The 20,557-nt window shown below is 37.7% G+C and carries 21 protein-coding genes; 15 read left to right on the top strand and 6 right to left on the bottom strand.

What is annotated here, in order from left to right:
* A complete protein-coding gene (locus R8923_RS05220) occupies positions 1–342 on the bottom strand; it encodes a YxeA family protein (protein WP_485871708.1) in 342 nt (113 codons plus the stop codon).
* A gap of 192 nt (positions 343–534) precedes the next feature.
* Between R8923_RS05220 and R8923_RS05215 the strand changes: the two genes are divergently transcribed.
* The 6 genes from R8923_RS05215 to R8923_RS05190 all read left to right on the top strand — a co-directional run bounded on the left by R8923_RS05215 (position 535) and on the right by R8923_RS05190 (position 6,855).
* Complete coding sequence (locus tag R8923_RS05215) at positions 535–1,869, top strand: MATE family efflux transporter (protein WP_485871707.1); 1,335 nt, start codon at positions 535–537, stop codon at positions 1,867–1,869.
* Positions 1,870–2,356: 487 nt separating this feature from the next.
* Positions 2,357–4,630, top strand: coding sequence for a ribonucleoside-diphosphate reductase subunit alpha (locus R8923_RS05210; protein ID WP_485871706.1), 2,274 nt, complete (start codon positions 2,357–2,359; stop codon positions 4,628–4,630).
* Between the two features lie 84 nt (positions 4,631–4,714).
* On the top strand, positions 4,715–5,764 hold the full coding sequence (locus R8923_RS05205; protein ID WP_485871705.1) for a ribonucleotide-diphosphate reductase subunit beta: 1,050 nt from the start codon (positions 4,715–4,717) through the stop codon (positions 5,762–5,764).
* Entirely contained in the window at positions 5,761–6,195 is a 435-nt protein-coding gene (locus R8923_RS05200) for a flavodoxin (RefSeq protein ID WP_485871704.1), read from the top strand. The genes R8923_RS05205 and R8923_RS05200 overlap by 4 nt, the downstream gene beginning before the upstream one ends.
* Positions 6,192–6,518, top strand: coding sequence for a thioredoxin family protein (locus R8923_RS05195; RefSeq protein WP_485871703.1), 327 nt, complete (start codon positions 6,192–6,194; stop codon positions 6,516–6,518). The genes R8923_RS05200 and R8923_RS05195 overlap by 4 nt, the downstream gene beginning before the upstream one ends.
* A 49-nt stretch (positions 6,519–6,567) precedes the next feature.
* Positions 6,568–6,855: a nucleotide pyrophosphohydrolase gene (locus R8923_RS05190; RefSeq protein WP_485871702.1), complete on the top strand. Its 288-nt coding sequence runs from the start codon at positions 6,568–6,570 to the stop codon at positions 6,853–6,855.
* 49 nt (positions 6,856–6,904) lie between these two features.
* On the opposite strand, the gene R8923_RS05185 is transcribed toward R8923_RS05190, so the two are convergent.
* Positions 6,905–7,084 (bottom strand): hypothetical protein, encoded by a 180-nt coding sequence (locus R8923_RS05185; protein ID WP_485871701.1) that lies wholly within the window; start codon positions 7,082–7,084, stop codon positions 6,905–6,907.
* Positions 7,085–7,281: 197 nt separating this feature from the next.
* On the opposite strand from R8923_RS05185, the gene R8923_RS05180 reads away from it, so the two are divergent.
* The 8 genes from R8923_RS05180 (at position 7,282) to R8923_RS05145 (ending at position 15,144) form a co-directional block, all read left to right on the top strand.
* Positions 7,282–7,596 carry a nucleoside triphosphate pyrophosphohydrolase family protein gene (locus R8923_RS05180; RefSeq protein ID WP_485871700.1) on the top strand — a complete coding sequence of 105 codons (315 nt, stop codon included), beginning with the start codon at positions 7,282–7,284 and terminating at the stop codon, positions 7,594–7,596.
* A 264-nt stretch (positions 7,597–7,860) separates the two neighbouring features.
* On the top strand, positions 7,861–8,877 hold the full coding sequence (locus tag R8923_RS05175; protein WP_485871699.1) for a PTS sugar transporter subunit IIC: 1,017 nt from the start codon (positions 7,861–7,863) through the stop codon (positions 8,875–8,877).
* Positions 8,878–9,668: 791 nt separating this feature from the next.
* Positions 9,669–10,583 (top strand): iron-hydroxamate ABC transporter substrate-binding protein, encoded by a 915-nt coding sequence (locus tag R8923_RS05170; protein WP_485871698.1) that lies wholly within the window; start codon positions 9,669–9,671, stop codon positions 10,581–10,583.
* Between the two features lie 15 nt (positions 10,584–10,598).
* On the top strand, positions 10,599–11,579 hold the full coding sequence (locus R8923_RS05165) for a FecCD family ABC transporter permease (RefSeq protein ID WP_485871697.1): 981 nt from the start codon (positions 10,599–10,601) through the stop codon (positions 11,577–11,579).
* Complete coding sequence (locus R8923_RS05160; RefSeq protein WP_485871696.1) at positions 11,576–12,544, top strand: FecCD family ABC transporter permease; 969 nt, start codon at positions 11,576–11,578, stop codon at positions 12,542–12,544. The genes R8923_RS05165 and R8923_RS05160 overlap by 4 nt, the downstream gene beginning before the upstream one ends.
* Before the next feature lie 148 nt (positions 12,545–12,692).
* Complete coding sequence (locus R8923_RS05155; protein WP_485871695.1) at positions 12,693–14,096, top strand: T7SS effector LXG polymorphic toxin; 1,404 nt, start codon at positions 12,693–12,695, stop codon at positions 14,094–14,096.
* Positions 14,097–14,123: 27 nt separating this feature from the next.
* Positions 14,124–14,537, top strand: coding sequence for a hypothetical protein (locus R8923_RS05150; protein WP_485871694.1), 414 nt, complete (start codon positions 14,124–14,126; stop codon positions 14,535–14,537).
* Positions 14,538–14,904: 367 nt separating this feature from the next.
* The gene (locus tag R8923_RS05145) at positions 14,905–15,144 is read left to right on the top strand and encodes a hypothetical protein (RefSeq protein WP_485871693.1); all 240 of its coding nucleotides are present in this window, start codon (positions 14,905–14,907) and stop codon (positions 15,142–15,144) included.
* 855 nt (positions 15,145–15,999) lie between these two features.
* Here R8923_RS05145 and R8923_RS05140 read toward each other — a convergent pair.
* From R8923_RS05140 to R8923_RS05130, 3 genes are read right to left on the bottom strand one after another with little or no spacing between them, the layout of a single operon-like run.
* Complete coding sequence (locus tag R8923_RS05140; RefSeq protein ID WP_485871692.1) at positions 16,000–16,473, bottom strand: GNAT family N-acetyltransferase; 474 nt, start codon at positions 16,471–16,473, stop codon at positions 16,000–16,002.
* 13 nt (positions 16,474–16,486) lie between these two features.
* Positions 16,487–17,722, bottom strand: coding sequence for an ABC transporter permease (locus tag R8923_RS05135; protein WP_485871691.1), 1,236 nt, complete (start codon positions 17,720–17,722; stop codon positions 16,487–16,489).
* Complete coding sequence (locus R8923_RS05130) at positions 17,715–18,617, bottom strand: ABC transporter ATP-binding protein (RefSeq protein ID WP_485871690.1); 903 nt, start codon at positions 18,615–18,617, stop codon at positions 17,715–17,717. The genes R8923_RS05135 and R8923_RS05130 overlap by 8 nt, the downstream gene beginning before the upstream one ends.
* A 184-nt stretch (positions 18,618–18,801) precedes the next feature.
* Between R8923_RS05130 and R8923_RS05125 the strand changes: the two genes are divergently transcribed.
* Positions 18,802–19,440, top strand: a complete 639-nt coding sequence (locus R8923_RS05125; RefSeq protein ID WP_485871689.1) for a GntR family transcriptional regulator — start codon at positions 18,802–18,804, stop codon at positions 19,438–19,440.
* A gap of 34 nt (positions 19,441–19,474) precedes the next feature.
* Here the strand turns inward: R8923_RS05125 and R8923_RS05120 are convergent, their stop codons facing one another.
* Positions 19,475–20,557, bottom strand: a complete 1,083-nt coding sequence (locus R8923_RS05120) for an FAD:protein FMN transferase (RefSeq protein WP_485871688.1) — start codon at positions 20,555–20,557, stop codon at positions 19,475–19,477.

Here is a 20,557-nt window from a genome sequence, read left to right as displayed (position 1 = left end):
TTATTTTTCCGCTAAGTATTGGATATTTTTTGGTAGGGCATTGATTTTTTTGTAGTTCATAACAAGTTTATTACCAGCGACAACAATTTTATATTGTCCGTTTTTTGGAAGTTTTTTCTCGCTTAAAAAAGAAATGGTTTTGGCGTGCCCTTTACTATCATAAACTTTTTCAGTGTAAGAATATCCTTTGAATTGGTCTTTTTTGACTAGCTTACCTTCAGAATTCATTTGTACAAAATAAGGTGAAGCTGTTTTTTCGTTTGGCAACATATATTCAAAAACGAGTACTGTTACCATTAATAAACCAGATAAAAGTAGAATAAGTGCTTTTTTATTTTTCATTGAACTCGTCCTTTCCTGACGTGATGAATTATTTTAAGTTTACCGTAAAATTGTCAGTGAATCCCTCGGCTAAACTAACAAAATGCCCGATTAACCTTACAATTTTGTCAGTTAAAAATGACTTGCTTTTTCTGTTGAAAATATGGTTTAATAGAATAGCTAATAAACGTTAGGTAAAAAAGAGGTGTTTGGATGAAATCAATGGATGCTCGCATGGAGCAAGATTCAGTTTTAAAAGTTTTTCTAAGATATTTAATCCCGTCTTTAACAGGGATGTTACTTATGTCAGTTAATATTGTGATGGACGGCATTTTTGTCGGGCACAGATTAGGTGGTGTGGCACTTGCCGGAATTAATATTGCCGTGCCAGTTTTTTCTATTTTTACAGCGATCTCACTTTGGATTGGTATTGGTGGTGCCACGCAATATTCGTTCGCTTTAGGGGAGAAGAAAATTAAGAAAGCACAGCAGATTTTTACGCGCTCCATCATTTTAGTGATTAGTATTACAATTTTGCTGGCAATCATTGCTTTCATTTTCCGTATCCCACTTGCCTATTTACTTGGCGCAAATGATGAAACATTGCCGTATGTGATGGACTATATGAACGTATTACTCCTATTTGGATTCGTGTTAACACTTGAAAATATTCTAAGTATATTTGTACGTAATGACGGTGATCCTAATTTAGCGATGGTGGCCCTAATTGCAACAGCTGTCATCAACATCATTTTAAATTACCTCTTCTTATTCGTCTTTAACTTCGGCGTAAGAGGCTCTGCACTTGCAACAATGTCCGCAATTGCTATCGGTGTACTGATTTTATGCACACATTTTTTCAAAAAATCTAGCCATTTAAAACTAGCCAGAAGTCGCGTCACAGGTCAGTCAATAAAACGAACACTTTCAATCGGCCTGCCTAGTTTCCTTTCAGAATTAGGCATGTCTGCGTTTACAATGGGCTATAACATCGCTATTGCTGCTGTTGCGGGTACAGCAGGAGTCGCGGCCTTTTCTGTACTCAACTACACCCATAGCGTGATTTTAATGCTATTTTTAGGTATGGGTTCAGCGATTCAACCGCTTATAAGCTACTACCGCGGAGCCAAAATGGCAGAACGAGAAACGGCAACTATTCGCCTATCAATTTCTGTTGCTTTCGGCACTGGGTTGTTGTTTTTTGCCGCCGGTCTCCTTTTCGCTGACAATATCGTGAATTTGTTTGGAAACTTTGACCAAGAAATCCATGACCTTGCTGTTCTGGGCGTTCGCGTCTTTTTCTCCGGTTATTTATTTATGGGCTTTAATTTTGTCATGATGACCTATTTTCAAACTACTGACAGAATTGGGATGGCAACGTTCATTACTGTTGCTCGCGAGCTCATTTTAATGGTCATTTTTCTCATCATTTTACCGCCACTTTTAGGCGCAACAGGTGTTTTCGTAGCTATTCCAATTTCGGAATTCATTGTGGCAAGCTTGATTTTTATATATGCCTATAGAAAACACATTTTTAAGAAAGTATAAACGTAAGCAGCCTGATTTTATGTTACGTAAACTTTAAGTTTTTCTTCAAGCTGGAGCATCCACATGTGGATGCTTTTTTTTAGTTTGTGAAATTAAATAATTCATAAATCATTTGACAATTTCAAATTACTAAATCTTGTTTTAAAAGCGTAAAATTTCACTATAAGTTGTATGTAATGTGTTGTAGTTTGCATGATGTTTCACAAGGGGAAAAGCAAGAAAAAAATTTTTTTTGGCTCTAAATGCTGGTAATAGAATAGTTGAATGCGTTTTTTGATTAAAACTCCAAGTACTATATCTTGAATTCACAATGAAAAAGTTATACTATATATAGTGTCATAAAAATAAATTGCATCATCGAATGTAACTTTTTTTAGAGCGATATAAAAGCCTTCAAAAAGTTCATTTTTATGTGATAACATAAATTGCATGCAATCGAATAGTATTGGAGTTTTATGTATTATTGTTTAGGAAATGGGGAGTGCAAATGACGACGTATATTATTAAAGATGGTGGAAATCGTAAATTACCGTTTGACAAAGAGCGTTTAAACAGATATTTAGACAAAATTCATACGGAATTTCCGAAACTGGACATCGAAGAGTATAAGCGTAAAATTTTTAATTTTATTGAAAAAAAAGAAGCGTATGCTGCAGATGAATTGGTGGATTATTTAATTCGTGAGGCAGAGGCGCGTACAGATATTCATTTGCCAGAATGGGAACATTTTGCAGCGCGTTTATACTTAAATAAGCTTTATAAAAAAGCTAGTAAAAATCGCTTTTATAATGATGATGATAAATATGGTTCTTACGTCGGGTTACAAGAAAGTTTAGGCGAAAGAGGCATTTATTCTGGAAATATTTTAAAGAATTACTCGAAGGAAGAATTAATTGAAGCAGGTAAAATGATTGACCCAGAGAAGGATAAATTGTTTACATACAACGGTCTTTATTTACTTGCAACACGCTACCTAGCAACAGATCAGGCACGAAACGTTTATGAGCTGCCACAAGAACGCTGGCTAACAATCGCGCTTTATTTAATGCAAGAGGAGCCAAAAGCAAAACGGATGGAGCTTGTGAATGAGGCATACTGGGCGCTTAGTAATTTATACATGACAGTGGCAACACCAACTCTTGCAAATGCTGGAAAAACGGGTGGTCAATTGTCAAGTTGTTTCATTGATACAATTGATGATAGCTTACAAGGTATTTATGATAGCAATACAGATGTTGCACGTGTTTCAAAACACGGCGGTGGTGTTGGTGCCTATATTGGTTATGTGCGTTCAACAGGCGCTGCGATTCGCGGTGTGAAAGGTGCAAGTGGTGGTGTGATTCCGTGGATTAAACAACTAAATAATACAGCTGTGAGTGTTGACCAATTAGGTCAGCGTAAAGGCGCTATCGCAGTTTATTTAGATGTTTTCCATAAAGATATTGAAATGTTTTTAGATTTACGTTTAAACAACGGAGACCAACGTTTACGTGCACATGATGTGTTTACAGCTGTATGTATTCCAGATTTGTTTATGGAAACAGTGGAACGCCGAGGCGACTGGTATTTATTTGACCCGCATGAAGTAAAAGCGAAAAAAGGCTGGTATTTGCAAGACTTTTACGATGAAGAAAAAGGAAGTGGCTCTTTTAGAGAAAAATATGAAGAGCTGGTTGCCGATGAAACGATTAGTAAAAAAATCGTGAAAGCAATTGATATTATGAAACGCATCATGGTAAGCCAACTTGAAACAGGAAATCCATTTATGTTTTACCGTGACGAAGTAAACCGTATGAATCCAAATAAACATGAAGGTATGATTTATTCAAGTAATTTGTGTACGGAAATCATGCAAAACATGAGTCCGACAAGAATGATTCAGGAAATCATTTCTGGGGATCAAATTGTGATTACGAAACAGGCGGGAGACTTTGTTGTATGTAATTTGTCATCAGTGAATCTTGGTCGTGCGGTTACGGCGGGCGATGAAGTGCTGGAACGCTTAATTGCAATTGAAGTTCGCATGCTTGATAATGTTATTGACTTAAATGAACTTCCGGTACCCCAAGCGACGATTACAAATCGTAAGTATCGTTCCATTGGTCTTGGTACATTTGGATGGCATCACTTACTTGCGCAAAAAAATATTGCGTGGGATTCTACAGAAGCCGAAGAATTTGCGGACGAGTTATATGAAAAAATCAACTTTTTAACAATAAAAGCAAGTGCTGAAATTGCCAAAGAAAAAGGGGCGTATAAAATTTTCAAAGGTAGCGACTGGAACACGGGTGAATATTTTGCGCGCCGTAAGTATACAAGTGACGCTTGGCGTGAACTTGCTGAAGATGTGGCTAAAAATGGTATTCGTAATGCCTATCTTGTCGCGGTAGCCCCGAACATGAGTACTGCTCAAATCGCAGGTTCGACAGCTTCTATCGACCCAATTTATAGCGCATTTTATTACGAAGAGAAGAAAGATTATAGAAGACCAGTAATCGCACCTGATTTAAGCTTAAATACTTACCCTTACTATGAAAAAGGGGCGTATAAAGTGGATCAGTTTGCAAGTGTGCGTCAAAACGGGCGTAGACAGCGTCATGTGGATCAATCTTTAAGCTTTAACTTCTATGTGCCAAGTGGTATTAAAGCAAGCAAATTGCTAGAACTACATTTAAATGCTTGGAAAGAAGGATTAAAAACAACTTACTATGTGCGCTCAAATGATATTGATGTTGACGAGTGTGAATGGTGCTCAAGCTGATAAAAATAACCTATGAATCAGACTGGCGTTTGCTTTAATCGCTAGTCTGACTGATTCTATCACATATTTGGGAGGAGCTTTAGGATGAGCGAACAAAACAAAGAATTAACAAGAATTAAAATATTAGAACCGTTAAATCCAAACCGTTCAACGGCAATCATCAATGGGGAAACGAGCGGCATTTTAAACTGGAATGATATTCCGTATCCGTCTTTTTATAGGGCGTATAAAGAGCTTTCAACAAATTACTGGATTCCAGATGAAGTAGATATGAAAGGGGATGCGAAACAGTATCCAGAGTTATCTGATGAAGAACGCTACGCATTTGATGCGATTATTGGCTTGCTCGCGACACTTGATTCACCGCAAACCCGTTTTATTTATAACATTGCTGAATATGTAACGGACCCTGCTGTTCATGCGAATGCTGCTATTATCGCACAACAAGAAGTTATTCATAACGAAAGCTATTCGTATGTGCTTGCTTCGATTACTAATTTGCAGGAGCAAAATCGTGTATTTGAACTAGCGCGGACGCATCCGACAATTATTAAACGTAATGAACCAATCATGGATGCTTACCATGACTTTATGCAAAATAAATCAGGCGAAACAATTGTGAAAGCACTCATCCAGTCTTCTATTTTAGAAGGGATTAATTTCTATAGTGGCTTTGCGTATTTCTATAATCTTGTTCGCCAAAATAAAATGACGGGCACTGGTAAAATCATTAGCTTCATTAATCGCGACGAGCTCGCTCATTCTAAATTTATTTCAGAAGTAATTCGAGCTATTTTAGGGGAAAATCCAGAGCTTTTGACAGATGAACTGATTGAGTATACGAACAATGCCTTCAAGCATGCAGTCGACCTTGAATCTGAATGGTCGAAAGAAGTGCTTCAAGGAATTGAAGGAATCGATGTAGAGGAAATGGTTGACTATGTTAAATACCGGGCGAATAAAATGCTTGGTATGTTAGGCATGGAAGAACTTTACCCAGGGTATAGCGACAATACAATGACATGGATTAAAGCATATGCTGATAACTTTACAGAAACGAAAACCGACTTTTTCGAAATGCGCAATTCAAGTTATAAAAAGACAAATATTGATAACGGATTTGACGATTTATGAGAATTCTCCTAGCGTATGACTCGTTAAGTGGAAATACGAAGATGGTAGCAGATGAAATCGCGGCTGAACTTAGAACGCAGGGACATGATGTTACCGCCTTTCGAGTGGCAGAAGATATGAGCTACCCACTTGACGAACGCTACGACTTGTACATTTTAGGGGCATGGACAGTCGATTACGGGAGAACACCACCAGATATGAAAGACTTCATTTATGAGTTAGGAAAACCTAACCATGTAGCGCTCTTTGGAACTGGTGAAACGCAGTGGGGTGTGGAAAATTTTTGCGGGGCGGTTGATAGAATGCAAAAATTCTTCGAAACGACCTATCCAAGTTTAAAAATTGAACAAATGCCTCATACGGAAAAAGATAGACAAGCGATTAAAAATTATGTCCAGCAAGTTTTGGATAAAAGGAGTGAAACACTTTGACGAGTATTGAGATTAAATCATTAGAAGAATTTCAAAAACATATGGCTAGTAATGAATTAGTATATGTAGACTTTTGGAAAGATAACTGTCCAAATTGCAAAATGCTAGACCTTTCCTTCCAGGAATTTAAAAACTCTGATCATGCTGAAAAAGTAAAAGTATTAAAAGTAAAATTAGAAGAAATGGGCGAAAACTTCTTTTTTGATCAAGATATTCGCCAAACGCCTACACTTGTTTTATATCGTAGCGGTGAAGAAGTCACACGTTTAAACGGCTTCATCCCACCAAATAAAATTGAAGAAGCGCTTGTCAAAGAGGCTTAATCAATATCTAAACCTTCCTTTCGAGGAAGGTTTTTTGGAAGGAGAAACTATGAAAGACTTGCAGAATGAAATTACAGCTTTTCTAGAAGAAAAGAATTGGACGGACCAGTATAGCTATAAAAAAGACTTAGCTTTATCAATTTCCATTGAAGCGGCTGAACTTTTAGAATGTTTTCAGTGGAAGTCCTCAGAGGAAGCTATCGCTATAAACCGTGAGGAAATTTTAGAAGAATTAGCAGATGTGATGATTTACTCCCTTCAACTTATTGAAAGTTTGGGGGAGGACGGGGCAGAAGTCATTAGAAGAAAACTAGAAATAAATCGAAATAGGCCATAAAAAAGCCGCGTAACACTTCTGAAATCAGGAGATTACGCGGCTTTATATGTTAACGGAACGAGTAACTTCTTGAACGACGTTTTTTGGCTTTGATAAAAAGTAAAATACTTGTGATAATAAACAAAAGGCAAATAAGAAACACGAAAAAACCAATTAAGCCTGAAATACTAAATGAAACGGCAACACCGATAATTCCAAGGATAAGTAAAATAAGCGCTGTAATTTTCACGAATAAGCTCCTTTCAAAAAATCTCGTACATTCATTATAACGAAAAGCGAACCAAATTTTAAGAGGAAAAAGGAAAAAGTTTTTAAAGAAAGAGATTGGGGGAGCATAGGTTCGCATTTCAGGGAATTAGTCAAGACTGCAAATCGAATTATTTTTTTGTTATAGTAAGGAGGAATATGTTACAGGGGGAATACGGAATGAATTTTAATGAGTATCAGGAAAAAGCGAGCAGAACGGCGGCTCATCATGAACAAGCGCTCACGAATTATGGTTTAGGTATTGCTGGTGAGGCTGGTGAAGTGACGGAAATCATTAAAAAATATGCGTTTCATGGTCATGATTTAAATAAAGAGAAGCTTACAAAAGAACTAGGCGATGTCTTATGGTATGTTTCGCAAATTGCTAAATGGGCGGATATTGGGATGGAAGATGTGGCATATGCTAACATTGAAAAATTACAAAAGCGGTATCCTAATGGCTTTGACCGCGAAAGAAGTAAGCTTAATATTTAGAGAAAGTAAATTGAGATGGGAATTGCGAGTCTGCTTGCAATTCCATTTTTAATGTTCCTTTAAAATAAAAAGATATAAGATTAAAGCCTAATTTATTGTTGTGTACCAAGTTAAAGTTTTATTTGGCGAGCAGATCCAATATGCAAAACAGGTGACAAGACACTTAAAGTTAGCTTTTTTTAAGAAAAACCCTTATAATGTGAAAGAAGTAATAAAAGACTGGCGTGATAAGTCGTCTATCTAAGGAAAAAGGGGTATTTTAGAATGAAAGAGTATTTTGTTGACCGTTCTTACAAAGCATCGATGGGAATCGCAAACGCTGTTTTAGTTACACTTGGTATGGGATTATTACTACAAACCATCGGAAATTTAGTAGGTCTCGATTTTCTTGTGAAAATTGGTGCAATTGGAAAAAATATGTTAATTCCGGGTTTAGGTATTGGAATTGCCATTTGTCTAAAAGCAAATACACTCGTTGTCATTAGCGCTGCTGCCTCTGCAGTTATCGGGGGCGGCGGTATTTTAGCGCTTGAAAATGGTAGTTTTGCAATCGCAGGCGGTGAGCCAGTGGGAGCCATTTTAGCCGTCCTTGTCGCTGTTTGGGCAGGAAAACGGGTTACTGGAAAAACAAAGTTTGACATGATTGTCATCCCAGCCGTTTCTCTTTTAGCAGGAGGGCTTTCAGGGATTCTTTTTGCAAAAATTATGACGCCAATTTTAGTGACCGCAAGCGGTTTTATAACGTCACTCGTGTCTGGTTCACCGCTTATTTCCTCAATGGTGATTGCTGCTGTTTTTGGGCTTCTTATTTTAAGTCCAGCATCATCCGCCGCACTAGCCATTGCACTCCAATTAGACCCAACCGCAAGCGCCGCCGCATTAATAGGCTGTAGCGTTCAATTTGCCTCATTTGCCATTTTAAGTTTTCGCGACAACAATTGGGGCGGCTTTTTTGCCCAACTTATCATCACACCAAAACTGCAAACAGCAAATATTATTCGAAAGCCAAGCCTCATGTTCATACCACTTTTAACGGCCCTAGTCGCTGGTCCCATTGGTGTCCTCGTTTTTAACTTACATGCCACAGCAGAAATTGCTGGCATGGGCTTATGTGCGCTTGTTGCGCCGCTCTACCTTATCGCTAATTACGGAATCGAAACATTCCTAGCGTTCGTTCTTGTCGCCGTTATTTTTCCAGCAGTTGTAGCTCTTATCGTTCGTCCGATTTTATTGCGAAATGAAAAACTTCGAACAGGTGATTTGAAAATCGAATTAGAATAAATGTGCAACATAAAACCCCCTATACATTTCGTATAGGGGGTTTTACCGATGAGTTGTCTTGCCACTCACCTGATGGCCGGTTTGCCCGATGTTTCTGTTTAAACATTTTCACTTGAGTAAAAATAACGGTTAGATTTTGATTATGCAAGTAGAGAAGTGGAGCCTTACTAATTGGAATCTTGTCACACAATCCAATAGTTGGGAAAAAAGTTAATTTTCATGTTCCCTGACTCTTGACCGAATGATGAACATCATAAGGTAGCTACTTAACATCTCGCCATCTTTTAAATATACGATACTGTATTCATCTGCTTCAAGTTTAAAATTGAAGCAATTGACGTAACGAAAATCCGTTTCTCAAGTCGTTTCCGAATTGAACTTTGGTCTTAGTCGCGGCTATTCACCATCGCCTTCCTCCTGCATCCAAGTTCGAAACACCATCCATCAGACGTTACCGGCATATGACAAAGCTGAAAAAATCAGCTTGTACACACACTTTTTTTTCGTAGAAGCGATTTTATGCGATGTGTGCGTAATGAATTAAAAAATCTTTCATTCGCAACGCCTCTCTTTCTTTTGTTACTATATTATATCCGTTTCCCGTATTTGTAAACGCTTTATAAGTAAAATAAGTCGAAAGATTGCTTTTTGGGAAAAATTGGCATTAAAGTGCGCCTTACGTACTATTATTTATATTGAAAAAGATTGACAGCTTTGTAAAATTCGATTATGATAAATATAAATGAGAATGATTATCAGTCTCGAATTTTAAAAGAAAAAGGGGTAAAAACATGAAAAAAGTTTTATTTAGTATGCTTCTTATTTTAACGCTGGCTCTTGCTGCGTGCAGTGCTAGCGATTCAGATAAAGCAGATTCAAAGGCAAATGAGAGTAAAACCATTACATATAAGTCGGAAAATGGGGATATAAAAGTTCCTCAAAATCCGAAGCGTGTGGTCGTATTAACTGGTTACACGGGGGATTTGATTCAACTCGGAATTCCAATTGTTGGCGCGGATTCTTACAGTTTCCAAAATCCGAATTTTAAAGACGGTTTAAAAAACGCGAAAGAAATTTCTGAGGAAAACGTGGAAGAGATTATTGCTTTAAAACCAGATTTAATTATCGGGGCAAGCACTTCTAAAAACCAAGACAAACTGAAAAAAATTGCGCCACTTGTGACTTTTACGTATGGTAAAAATGATTATTTACAGCAACATATTGAAATTGGTAAAGTTGTGAATAAGGAAAAAGAAGCGACTGATTGGGCAGCTGATTTTGAAAAACGCGCTGAAGCAACCGGTCAAGAAATTAAAGATAAAATTGGTGCGGATACAACCATTTCCGTTGCTGAAAATTTTGATAAACAACTATATGTGTTTGGCGATAATTGGGGACGAGGGACAGAAATCTTATATCAAGCAATGAAACTCGAAATGCCACAAACTGTAAAAGATGCTGCATTAAAAGCTGGTTACTATGCGGTTTCACCTGAAGAACTTGGAAAATATACCGGTGATTACATGGTGCTAAGTAAAACAGAAGGTCAGGATGCCTCTTTTATGAGCACAACAACATATAAAGAGATTCCCGCAGTAAAAAATAATCATGTTTTACAAGTGAAAGCAAATGAATTTTACTTTAACGATGCATTAACATTAGAGTTCCAATTAAAAACATTTCAAGATTACTTTTTAGGAAAATAGAAAAGGTGGGTTCACATGTATTTCAAAATGCCGATTTGGTCCAGATTTATACTCGTACTTTTACTGCTAATTGGCGCATTTGGTCTCGCCCTATCTTTTGGATCCGTCCATTATTCATTTGGCTTCCTCTTTGATGGCTTTTTTAACGCGCAACATCAAAAAGAAATTACAACCCTATATGAACTTAGATTGCCGCGGAACATCGCGGCAATTCTGATTGGCGCAGCACTCGGGGTGTCCGGGAGTATTATGCAAGCAGTCACGCGAAATCCGCTAGCCGATCCAGGGCTTTTAGGCGTATCAGCAGGTGGCAATTTGAGCTTAGCGCTCGTCATTGCGTTCATGCCAACCTTAGCTTTCCCCGGGAAAATGCTCGCTTCTTTCCTCGGGGCGGCTCTCGGGACACTTTTCGTTCTAGCGATTAGCAAACAGGGGAATATTTACAAAATCGTCCTCGCAGGTGCGGCCATTTCAGCGTTTCTTACTGCAATTGCTAGTGCGATAAATATTTTGTTTAAAACGTCCAAAGAAATGAATATGTGGACGTCCGGAGGCCTTGTAGGAACAACTTTTCACGAGGTGATTTTAATTGCTCCGGTTATTCTCTTGGCGCTTCTTGTGACGCTGTTTTTTTCAAAACAAATCGGAATCCTAACGATGAGCGATGAGGTTGCTGTTGGGCTTGGTATTTCGGTTGATCGAATGCGGCTCACTTTGTTTTTGTTCGTTGCCATTTTAACAGGTGCGTCTGTTGCGCTAATCGGTGAAGTGGCCTTTGTTGGTCTCATTGTCCCGCATTTCGCGCGCTTTATAGTAGGCGTAAATTATAAATACATACTGCCAATGTCAGCACTCGTTGGCGCATTATTTTTGCTAATCGCAGATACGCTAAGCCGCACCCTTAATCCACCCTTTGAAATTCCCATTGTGGCCATTTTATCTGTCATCGGTTTGCCATTCTTTATTTACATCGTGAGAGGGGGACTAAAAGGATGAAAAAATCCCGTTTTGCTATTGTTTTTTGTGCCGGGATCGCCCTTCTAATTGTAACGGCATTGTTCAATTTAACAATCGGCACAGACGCGTTACCAATTTCACGTCTCTTTGCTGTTTTAACGGGGCAAGGCGAAATGCTCGAGAATTTCGTTTTATTCGAGTTACGATTGCCACGATTACTTATCGTTCTTTTTGGCGGCATGGCGCTTGTCTTATCCGGCAGCTTGCTTCAAACACTCATGAAAAATGATTTAGCCGATCCCGGAATTATCGGCGTCAATTCAGGCGCGGGTGTCGGCGTGGCAATATTTTTCCTATTTATGCCATTTGGAGCAGCGAGTATCAATTTGATGTTGCCACTTGCAGGGGTCATTGGCGGACTGATGACAGCATTACTCATCATTGTCTTGTCACGCAATAATCCTAAGTATCTCATCCTAAACGGAATTGGCTTTTCCTTTGCAATGAGCGGACTCATGGTCGTCCTCATGTCTTCTGCAAACCGCGAAAAAGTAGATTTTCTAGCAAAATGGCTGTCTGGCTCAATTTGGGGAGTTGACTGGCCGTATGTTTGGTTGATGCTTTCGGTGCTCATCATTTTCGTCCCCATACTCTTTTTATACAACCATAAATTAGACCTTTTAACTTTGGATGAAAATACGATAATTAATTTAGGTTTACGGGCAGGTATTTGGCGCATTCTTTTCATTGGAATTGCCGTTGTCTTTGCTGCCGTAACCGTATCAATTACTGGTGCGATTACTTTCCTTGGCTTGATTGGTCCACATATCGCAAAATCACTAGTCGGCCCAAAACATCGTTTCTTCATGCCCGTTGCCATGCTCATCGGTGCAGAACTATTTTTAATTGCCGACACCATCGCAAAACCATTCGATTTGCCAGCAGGTATCATCATTTCAATCATCGGCAGCCCGTATTTTATATACTTGTTATTTAAAAAATAAAGCTTCCCAAAAACATATATTTTATTGGCCTCAATTCCCGGATTTTGAGGCCTCTTTCTGTGTTAAAGTTCGAAAAATATACACATTCTAACATCTTTCTGTTTGGTATAATGATATTACAGATAAAAATTCAGAAGGGATGAGGATAATGAGTCGGATTGCCATTTTGGAAGTGAAGGCTTTTTTAGTGACGCTTCAAACCTCCAATGCGGAGGCGCGCACGTGGCTGAAGGCATTTCAACAGGCGGTTATCGGTTATACGAAGGAATCGCGTGTTTCGGGGAAGGCAGTCGAGGCATCAAAAGCCTATTTTGAAGCAAGTTATATGCCCCTGGTGGACACCGTTTTGCAAGCCATGGATATGAGTGAGGCGCTACTCGCGCAGTACATACAAGATTTTTATAGCCAAGTTGATGCCACGCCAGATACATATATTGATGCGGAGCTGTTGCAGGATGTGATGGCGGACGTGCGGCGGCTAAAGCGGGAAAAAGAGCGACTCGCACAATCAATGGGCGGTGGTATGGGGACAACGTTGCAAGGTCAGCAACAAACCTATTCGATGCAACTTTACGAAGTGATGGAGGAAGAAAAGATACTCGAGAAATACATCGCCTTTGAACAAAGTCATACGCATTTTTTCGCCCCGTTTCGTGAGCTTGTGCACGCTGTGCAGCGTGCAGTGGATGCGCTCCAAAATCAAGTACACTTTAACGCAGAAACAGGCATGTACAGTGTCGCGAAAACCTTTATGTCGGCGATGCAACGCTTGCAGCAGTCGCTGAATGAAGCGCGCGGGATAGATCCAAAACGTGAAGCCCAGTTGGAAGGCTATCTCTTGTTCAAGGTGCCTTATACCGATTCAAATGGAAAAGAGCAAGTGATGTGGCTTTTGGAGAAAGACGGCGTCCGTGTCCCGAACCGCGAACTTGAAGCGTATTTAAAACGAACAGGCGACTACCAAGCGAAGGATAAATATACTATACTAACGTTAGATGAACTCAACGAAAAAATCATGAAATCGTGGCAAAATAAAACGTATTACATGGACGGAAAAGTATATTCCGGTGCAGCAGGGAAAATATTACAGGCTTCAGCCTATGTGGAAGACTGGGAAGGAAAACTATCTGAAGCAGGCGTGATGGATGCGATCACGGGCGTGGGTTTGAGTTTGGCGGCAATTAGCGGAAGTGTGATGTATAGGGGACGTAGTATCGTTACAGTACAAGGAAATAAAAATGTTATGAATGAAATAGCTAATAATAAAAAATTCTATAAGGATTATGTGAACTCTTATGATTGCTCAGAGATAGCAGAAGATTTGTATGAAGCTTCTGGAAATAAAGGGAATATATATGAAATAAAATCAAAATCTGGTGGGGTAAATATTAAAGAATATGGTCAAACAGAAAAATTTGAGTATCATTCTGTATATTCGGATGGAAAGTATATATATGATCCGAGATATAGTGACGCTCCTATTTTGGAGAAAAGCTATTTCAAAAAGATTAAAAAATGGAATCCGGACGGTATTGATATTACTAAACATTAAATTATTTTTTAGGAAAGGAGTATATGTATGAGTAATGCAACATTAATAGCAGATTATCTGAAGGAGAATTTTCCAATTGAGCAAATCAAATATAACATGTATGTAGAGGGAGATATTTATCATAGAGTGCCAGTACTAGTTTTTAGGTTTGTGAAAGATATAGATAAAACATTATATGATGAATTAAGAGAAAGTGTGGAATCCTTTCAGGGTAAAATTAAATGGACTGTTTTTAAGAGCTTTTATGGAAAAAAAATAAAAAATTATTTACTTTGCCCGGAAAAGCTGTATGAAATGGAAAGAGAACTGCATAATAGGGGGGAAACGCTATCTGAAAAAGATTATTTTTCTAACCAAGAATACAAAGAATTGTGTGAGGATGGAGTTTCTGATATTCCCCATCTCTTTACTCATATTACAAAAACGTTTGTGCCAAAATAATTAGCACTCTATCTAAACTAGAACAAATCAAGCTTGATGTGGATTTATCGCAAATCTAGTTCAATATGTGAAACAATAAATCGGGAAACAAATTTTAACGAAGGAAATATTTCTCGATTTTTGTTTCTCCACGTTATACGCTAAATAAATATAAAAGCCTATTTAAATCGAATAGGCGACCACCAATATTGAGAAATTTATAATGGCAAAAAGTATGTGGTAGATGGGCACCATAGATTACGTGCAGCTAAGGAGCTTAAGTTTAGTGATGTGCTTATTGAAAAAGTAGAGTTACCGTATAAAGGATATACTAAAATTGAAGATTTTTTTAACTATTAGGAGGTGCAGAATAGGAGGAGTATGATATATGAGATTTCAATGTAAATGTGGAGAAATTTTGTCCAATGGTATGTCTCCAAATGACATAGAGCTACGGGTATATACAGATAAGGAATGGGATGAGTTAACTAATTTAGGAATGATTGATTCTATGGATATACCATTTCCAAAATTAGATGTTTGGAGATGCCCTGTGTGTAAAAGATTGTATGTATTTGATGGAGATAAACTAAAATATCAATATGCTTTAGAAGAAAATATTTTTTAAATAAAAAGACGCTTTATCATAAGCCTAGTAATCAAGTGATAAAGCCTTGACTATAATAAGCAAGCACTCACTAATCAAGTTGCCAATAGCTAATTGTATGTATTGTACAGTTATTCAGCTAGGAAACATAAAGTTATCGAAGAGTCTGGGACATAAATAAAAAATAAGCAAAAATCCAGTCATATCCATTTTTAAAATGGGATAATTACTGGATTTTTACTTGTCTATTTGCCTTTTTTGGAACAAAGTCTAATTATGTTCCAAACTCATCAAGTTACGAATAGCTAACAAAAGGGCTTCTATGCCAAGAATTGGGACAAAAAATATGAATAAATAGTTTTTTTCTTCTTCTAGCTGCTCATCCCTAGAATACAATAGATGTCATAGAAAGCACCTCTTTTTTGTGCGTATGACTTGAAAAAAGCATCCTTTTCTTCCTTTAATCACTGATTTTCTTTTAGAAGGGCTTGTTCACGTAAGGATATCGTTTGTTCATGTGTAGGATTGGCTTGATGAACTCATTTCGTTACCATGGACACACTAATCTGATATTCTCGAACTAAGGAACTGGCAGACCGTCCGACCTGATAAAGTGCCACAATAGACACCTTAAATTCAGGGGTATATGATTTTACATTCTTTTTATTTGTCATCTAAAAAACTCCTTTTATAGAATGATATCTGACAATTTGTCCATAATTCCATTATAGGAGCCAAAGAATAGTTGGACTAAAAAAGAGAAACAAATCCTAAAACAGGAAAATATTTCTCTTTTTCTATCCCTATTCACTCCTTATCAGGCTCGTCTTCATCATAAACCAAATGAATTTTTGTATTAGGAAAAAGAGTTTCTCCCTACAAAAAATACGCCATAATTATATCGTCTACATATTCCCCGTCTAGCAAAAATTCTTTCTCTAGACGTCCTTCCAGGTGAAAGCCGTTTTTTGTATAGAAACGAATCGCTTTCTCATTTTTAGAGAGGACGCGTAGTTGAAGTTTTGTGTAGCCTTCTTTTTTGGCGGTTTCTTTTAGAAAAGCCATCAATTGCTTTGCGATACCTTGTTTTTGGTAGTCTGGATGTACTGCAATGTCAAGTGTTGCCACATGTTTATTGGACGGTAGCGGAATCGGAGAGTGGTACCCGAGAATACCCACCACTTGGTCCCCGTTAACTGCCACAAATTTGTCGCCAGCAGGGTTTTTCGCTAAATAATCGGCGGGGGAGTCAAAATGAATCTTACTAGGTGTAGTTCCAGCCGTCCAAACTAAATGTTCGAGCGCCATCATTGACGCCGCATCTTCTTTTTTTGAATGTCTAATTTCCAAATCGTGTCACCTTCTAATTTAATTTTTTAGCATAAGAAAAAGATTTTCTTAATGTTTTAATGAGTCCATCATTTGAGTAAAGCAGCACGTTTCCTTTATACAATTTGAGTGTAAGCAGGAAGGAGAGAGCTGTTGTAAGGATTAAAATGCCAAGCGAGATGAGAATGCCCGTGTTTGAAACAGAGAGTAAATCCATGCGCGCAAGCATCATCATTGGAGAGAACATCGGAATGTATGAGCCAATAATGACAAGAATGTTGTCTGGAACGTTACTTGCAGCAATCGAACCCCAATAGCCAAGAATCGAGAGCATCGTAAGGGGATAAATAAACTGTGCAACCGTTTCGACGTTTGGCACCATCGAACCGACCATCGCGGATAAAATAATGTAAAGCAGTAGACCAAATAAAATAAAGAGCAGATTTAGGATTAAATAGTAGGTTGGGAATGCCGCTAATTGATCTAAAATATTTTGCACAACATCCGTATTTTTCATCCCGAGCATCACAAAAAGCGACGCCACGACATAGAAGCCAATTTGTGTGAGAAGCATTAAAACAATGGCAGTAAGCTTAGCAAGTAGATGCGTTGTTGCAGAAACGCTCGATAAAATGACTTCCATAATGCGCGTGCCTTTTTCCGTTGCAATTTCAGATGCTACAATATTTGCATAGCTTACAACAAAAATAAAAATGATAAGGGTTAAAACTAAGATGGCGGCACTCATAACTTCTTTTTGTTTATTCGTCAGTTGGTCAGTTGATTCAACATGATTTTTGACTGGCACAGGAGAAGTAATATCTTGTAATTGTGTTTCCGTAATATTATAATTTTCCGCCTTTGTCGCAACCTTTGCAGCAGTTAAGTCAGACGTAATTCGTGATAGCACTTCCTGACCTGCTGTTTCCTCCGTTGTATAAACGGCTGAAATTTGCCCATCCGTATCCGCCACTGTCAAATAGCCATCTAGTTTGCCGCTCGAGAGAGCTTTTTTCGCTTCGTCTTCCGTCTTAACATCCGTTTTTACTTTAAAATAATCCTTATCCTTTTGAAAAGCCGTAATAAAAGCCTTATTGTCACTTAAAACGGCAATTTTAGTCATATCATCATGATTAAAATAATCCATAATTTTTGGGAGACCAGCAATGAAAGCCGCAATTAAAATCGGGAACAACAGTGAAAAAAGAAATGACTTCGTTTTGACGCGCCGCTTGTAAACTTGCTTTGTAATAACCCAAAACTTACTCATTTTCTTCACCTGCTTTCCATTTGAAAAGCTCCTCGAGGGTTGGCGGTTCCAAGCTAAACATCGGAATAAATCCGTCTTTTGTTACATGCTCAAAAACAGCTTCTGCAAATGATTCATCAGCTAACTCAAGTTGTAAAATACCATCGCGTTTTGTTTCGACCTGCTTCACACCAGGTAAAAGTTGTAATTCTTCTTTTGAAAAAGGCGATTTTAAGCGAATTCGTTTACTTCCAAAACTTAACTTCACCGAATCCGTGTCGCCACGTAGGACAGTTTTCCCTTTTTTAAGCATAATTAAGGAATCGCAAAGTTCCTCCACATTCTCCATACGATGACTAGAAAAAATAATTGCAGTACCTCGCGCCTTCATTTCAAAGACAATACTTTTAAGAATTTCAGCATTTACAGGATCAAGCCCACTAAAAGGCTCGTCTAAAATAAGCAATTTAGGGTTGTGCAGGACCGTACTAATTAGCTGGATTTTTTGTTGGTTTCCTTTGGATAATGTCTTCACCAAATCGCCTTTTTTACCAACAACTTCAGCTCTATCTAACCAACGATCAATTTCAGGCAGAACATTTTTTCTGCGCATTCCCTTTAGTTCAGCGAAAAAAAGAAGCTGGTCTTCAATCGTTACATTCGGATAAAGCCCGCGTTCTTCAGGCAAATAACCAATTAAATTCGGATTTATTTTCATGGTTGGCTGCCCGTCCCAAGTAATTTGTCCACTTGTTGCCTCGATAAAATGCAAAACCAGTCGGAAAGTGGTCGTCTTGCCAGCCCCGTTTTGTCCAATTAAACCAAGTATTTCACCAGGTTCGATTTTAAACGATAGGTCATCAACCGCTATTTTTTGACCAAATTGTTTTGTAACATGTTGTAATTCGAGTGACATCTATTCCCCTCCTTTTTTCTATATATTCTATTTTACCAAAAAATACAGAATGAATTGCATAAATTTATGGATAATGTAAATTTTTTCCTTTTATAGTGAAAAGATTGATTTAAAAATTAGCGCATAATTCGTTATGATAACAGTAGCTCAAAATATTTTGATTTTTAAAGAAGAAGGTAATAATATGAGAATAAAATTAACTTTTGTTGCAGACGAAATTTATGCAGAGTTAAAAAAAGATATTTTGAACCACAAGTTTGAACGAGAAGAAAAGATTTCAGTAGAATACGTCATGCGCAGATTTAATGTTTGTCGACCTTTTGCGATGGATGCACTTGAGAATTTAGTGGAAATGGGCTTACTTAGCTATGATTATAAGGTACATACAACGGACTATGCAGATTTTCGCATCATGTCACGGTTGAAAATGACTTTTTACAATTTAAATTACGCCGTTCAAAAATTAGAAGAGAAAGATGTTCCCGTTTGTTTTGATTGTTTAAAACAGGAACTTGTGAAAATTAAACTAGCCGTTTGTGAACAAAATTTTGAAGTGTTTACAAAAAGTATCCGTAATTTTTATGGTTGCATGATTGAACATACAGAAATGCCCAGTCTAGAAAAAAATACAACCTATTTAATCAATATTTTAATTTCTTTAGAAAAGGAAGATAGTCAGGCGTTTTTCAATGTGCAAGCTTGTGGCATAATCAACTACTTGGAAACGCTAATCGATTCGTTAGATAAACAAGAATTTGAAAAATGTCATCAAACACTCAATCAATTTTATATGCATAACGTAAATTTACTTTTTGGTTCATAAAAAACAGGAGATTTCGCTAGAAATCTCCTGTTTTTTAATTTCCCATCTTAAAATCATCATTGGTCAATTCAAATTTTCCTTTTAAGCCAGATGTGATATATACTTTCTTATCTTTACTTACGAAAATGGCTTCCACGCCATCATGTGATTCAATAAAGTTGAGTCCTTCTTTAATGCCTTTTGAGAAAGCAGCAGAGGAAAGCCCATCACCAGTAATTGATTTTTTACTAATAATTGAAACACCTGCAATATCATTATCAAAAGGATACCCCGTTTTAGGATCAAATAAATGGTGATATTTTTTACCGTCTACTTCTAAATAGCGTTCATAAATTCCAGAAGTAACAATCGATTTATTTTGTTCAGGAAGCTTCCCAAGAATCGTATTGCGCGGAGAGAAAGGATCTTGAATACCAACATTCCAGTCGCCGCCTTTAGGACTTTCTCCAAGAAGTAAAATATTCCCACCTAAATCGATGATGGCTGTTGTCACGCCGTTTTCCTTAAATACTTTCCCAACTTCATCAGCAATAAACCCTTTAGCAATACCACCTAAATCAAGTTGCATACCTTTTTCTTTTAAATAAACCGTTTTGTCATCCTCGTTTAATGTCACATTTTTATAGTTGATAAGTGGTAATTTAGCATCAATTTCACTTTGAGAAGGTTTTCTTGCATCAGGAAAACCAATATGCCAAAGAGAAGTAATAGGACCAATTGTAATATCTTTTGTCCCACCAGTTTGGTCACTATATTTAATACCTTCTTTTATGAGATAGAAAATATCATCATCGACCTTAACTGGCGAGGTGCCGCTTTGTGCGTTGATTTTATCGATTTCAGATGCTCTTTCCTGCTCATCGTTTACATCAATCTTATTTGCGAGTTCACGAACTCGGTCAAATCCTTTATCTAAAACGGCTTCTTTCCCTTCATCATAGATTTTAAGCGTTACAACAGTCCCCATGAGGAATTCTGTTTTTGTATATGGACTAGAAGCTAAATTGCGCTCTGTCTGACTCGTTTCGCTTTTTGCCTCTTTTGGAGCTCCCCCGCAACTAGACAAGAGAAGAACTGAGCAAGCCGCAATACTAATGAGTAATCTGCTTTTTTTCAT

This window comes from Listeria tempestatis (assembly GCF_963575625.1).
Lineage (GTDB): Bacteria > Bacillota > Bacilli > Lactobacillales > Listeriaceae > Listeria > Listeria tempestatis.
Note: the sequence above shows the minus strand (reverse complement) of the source record. Positions and strands in the feature narration are given on the sequence as shown.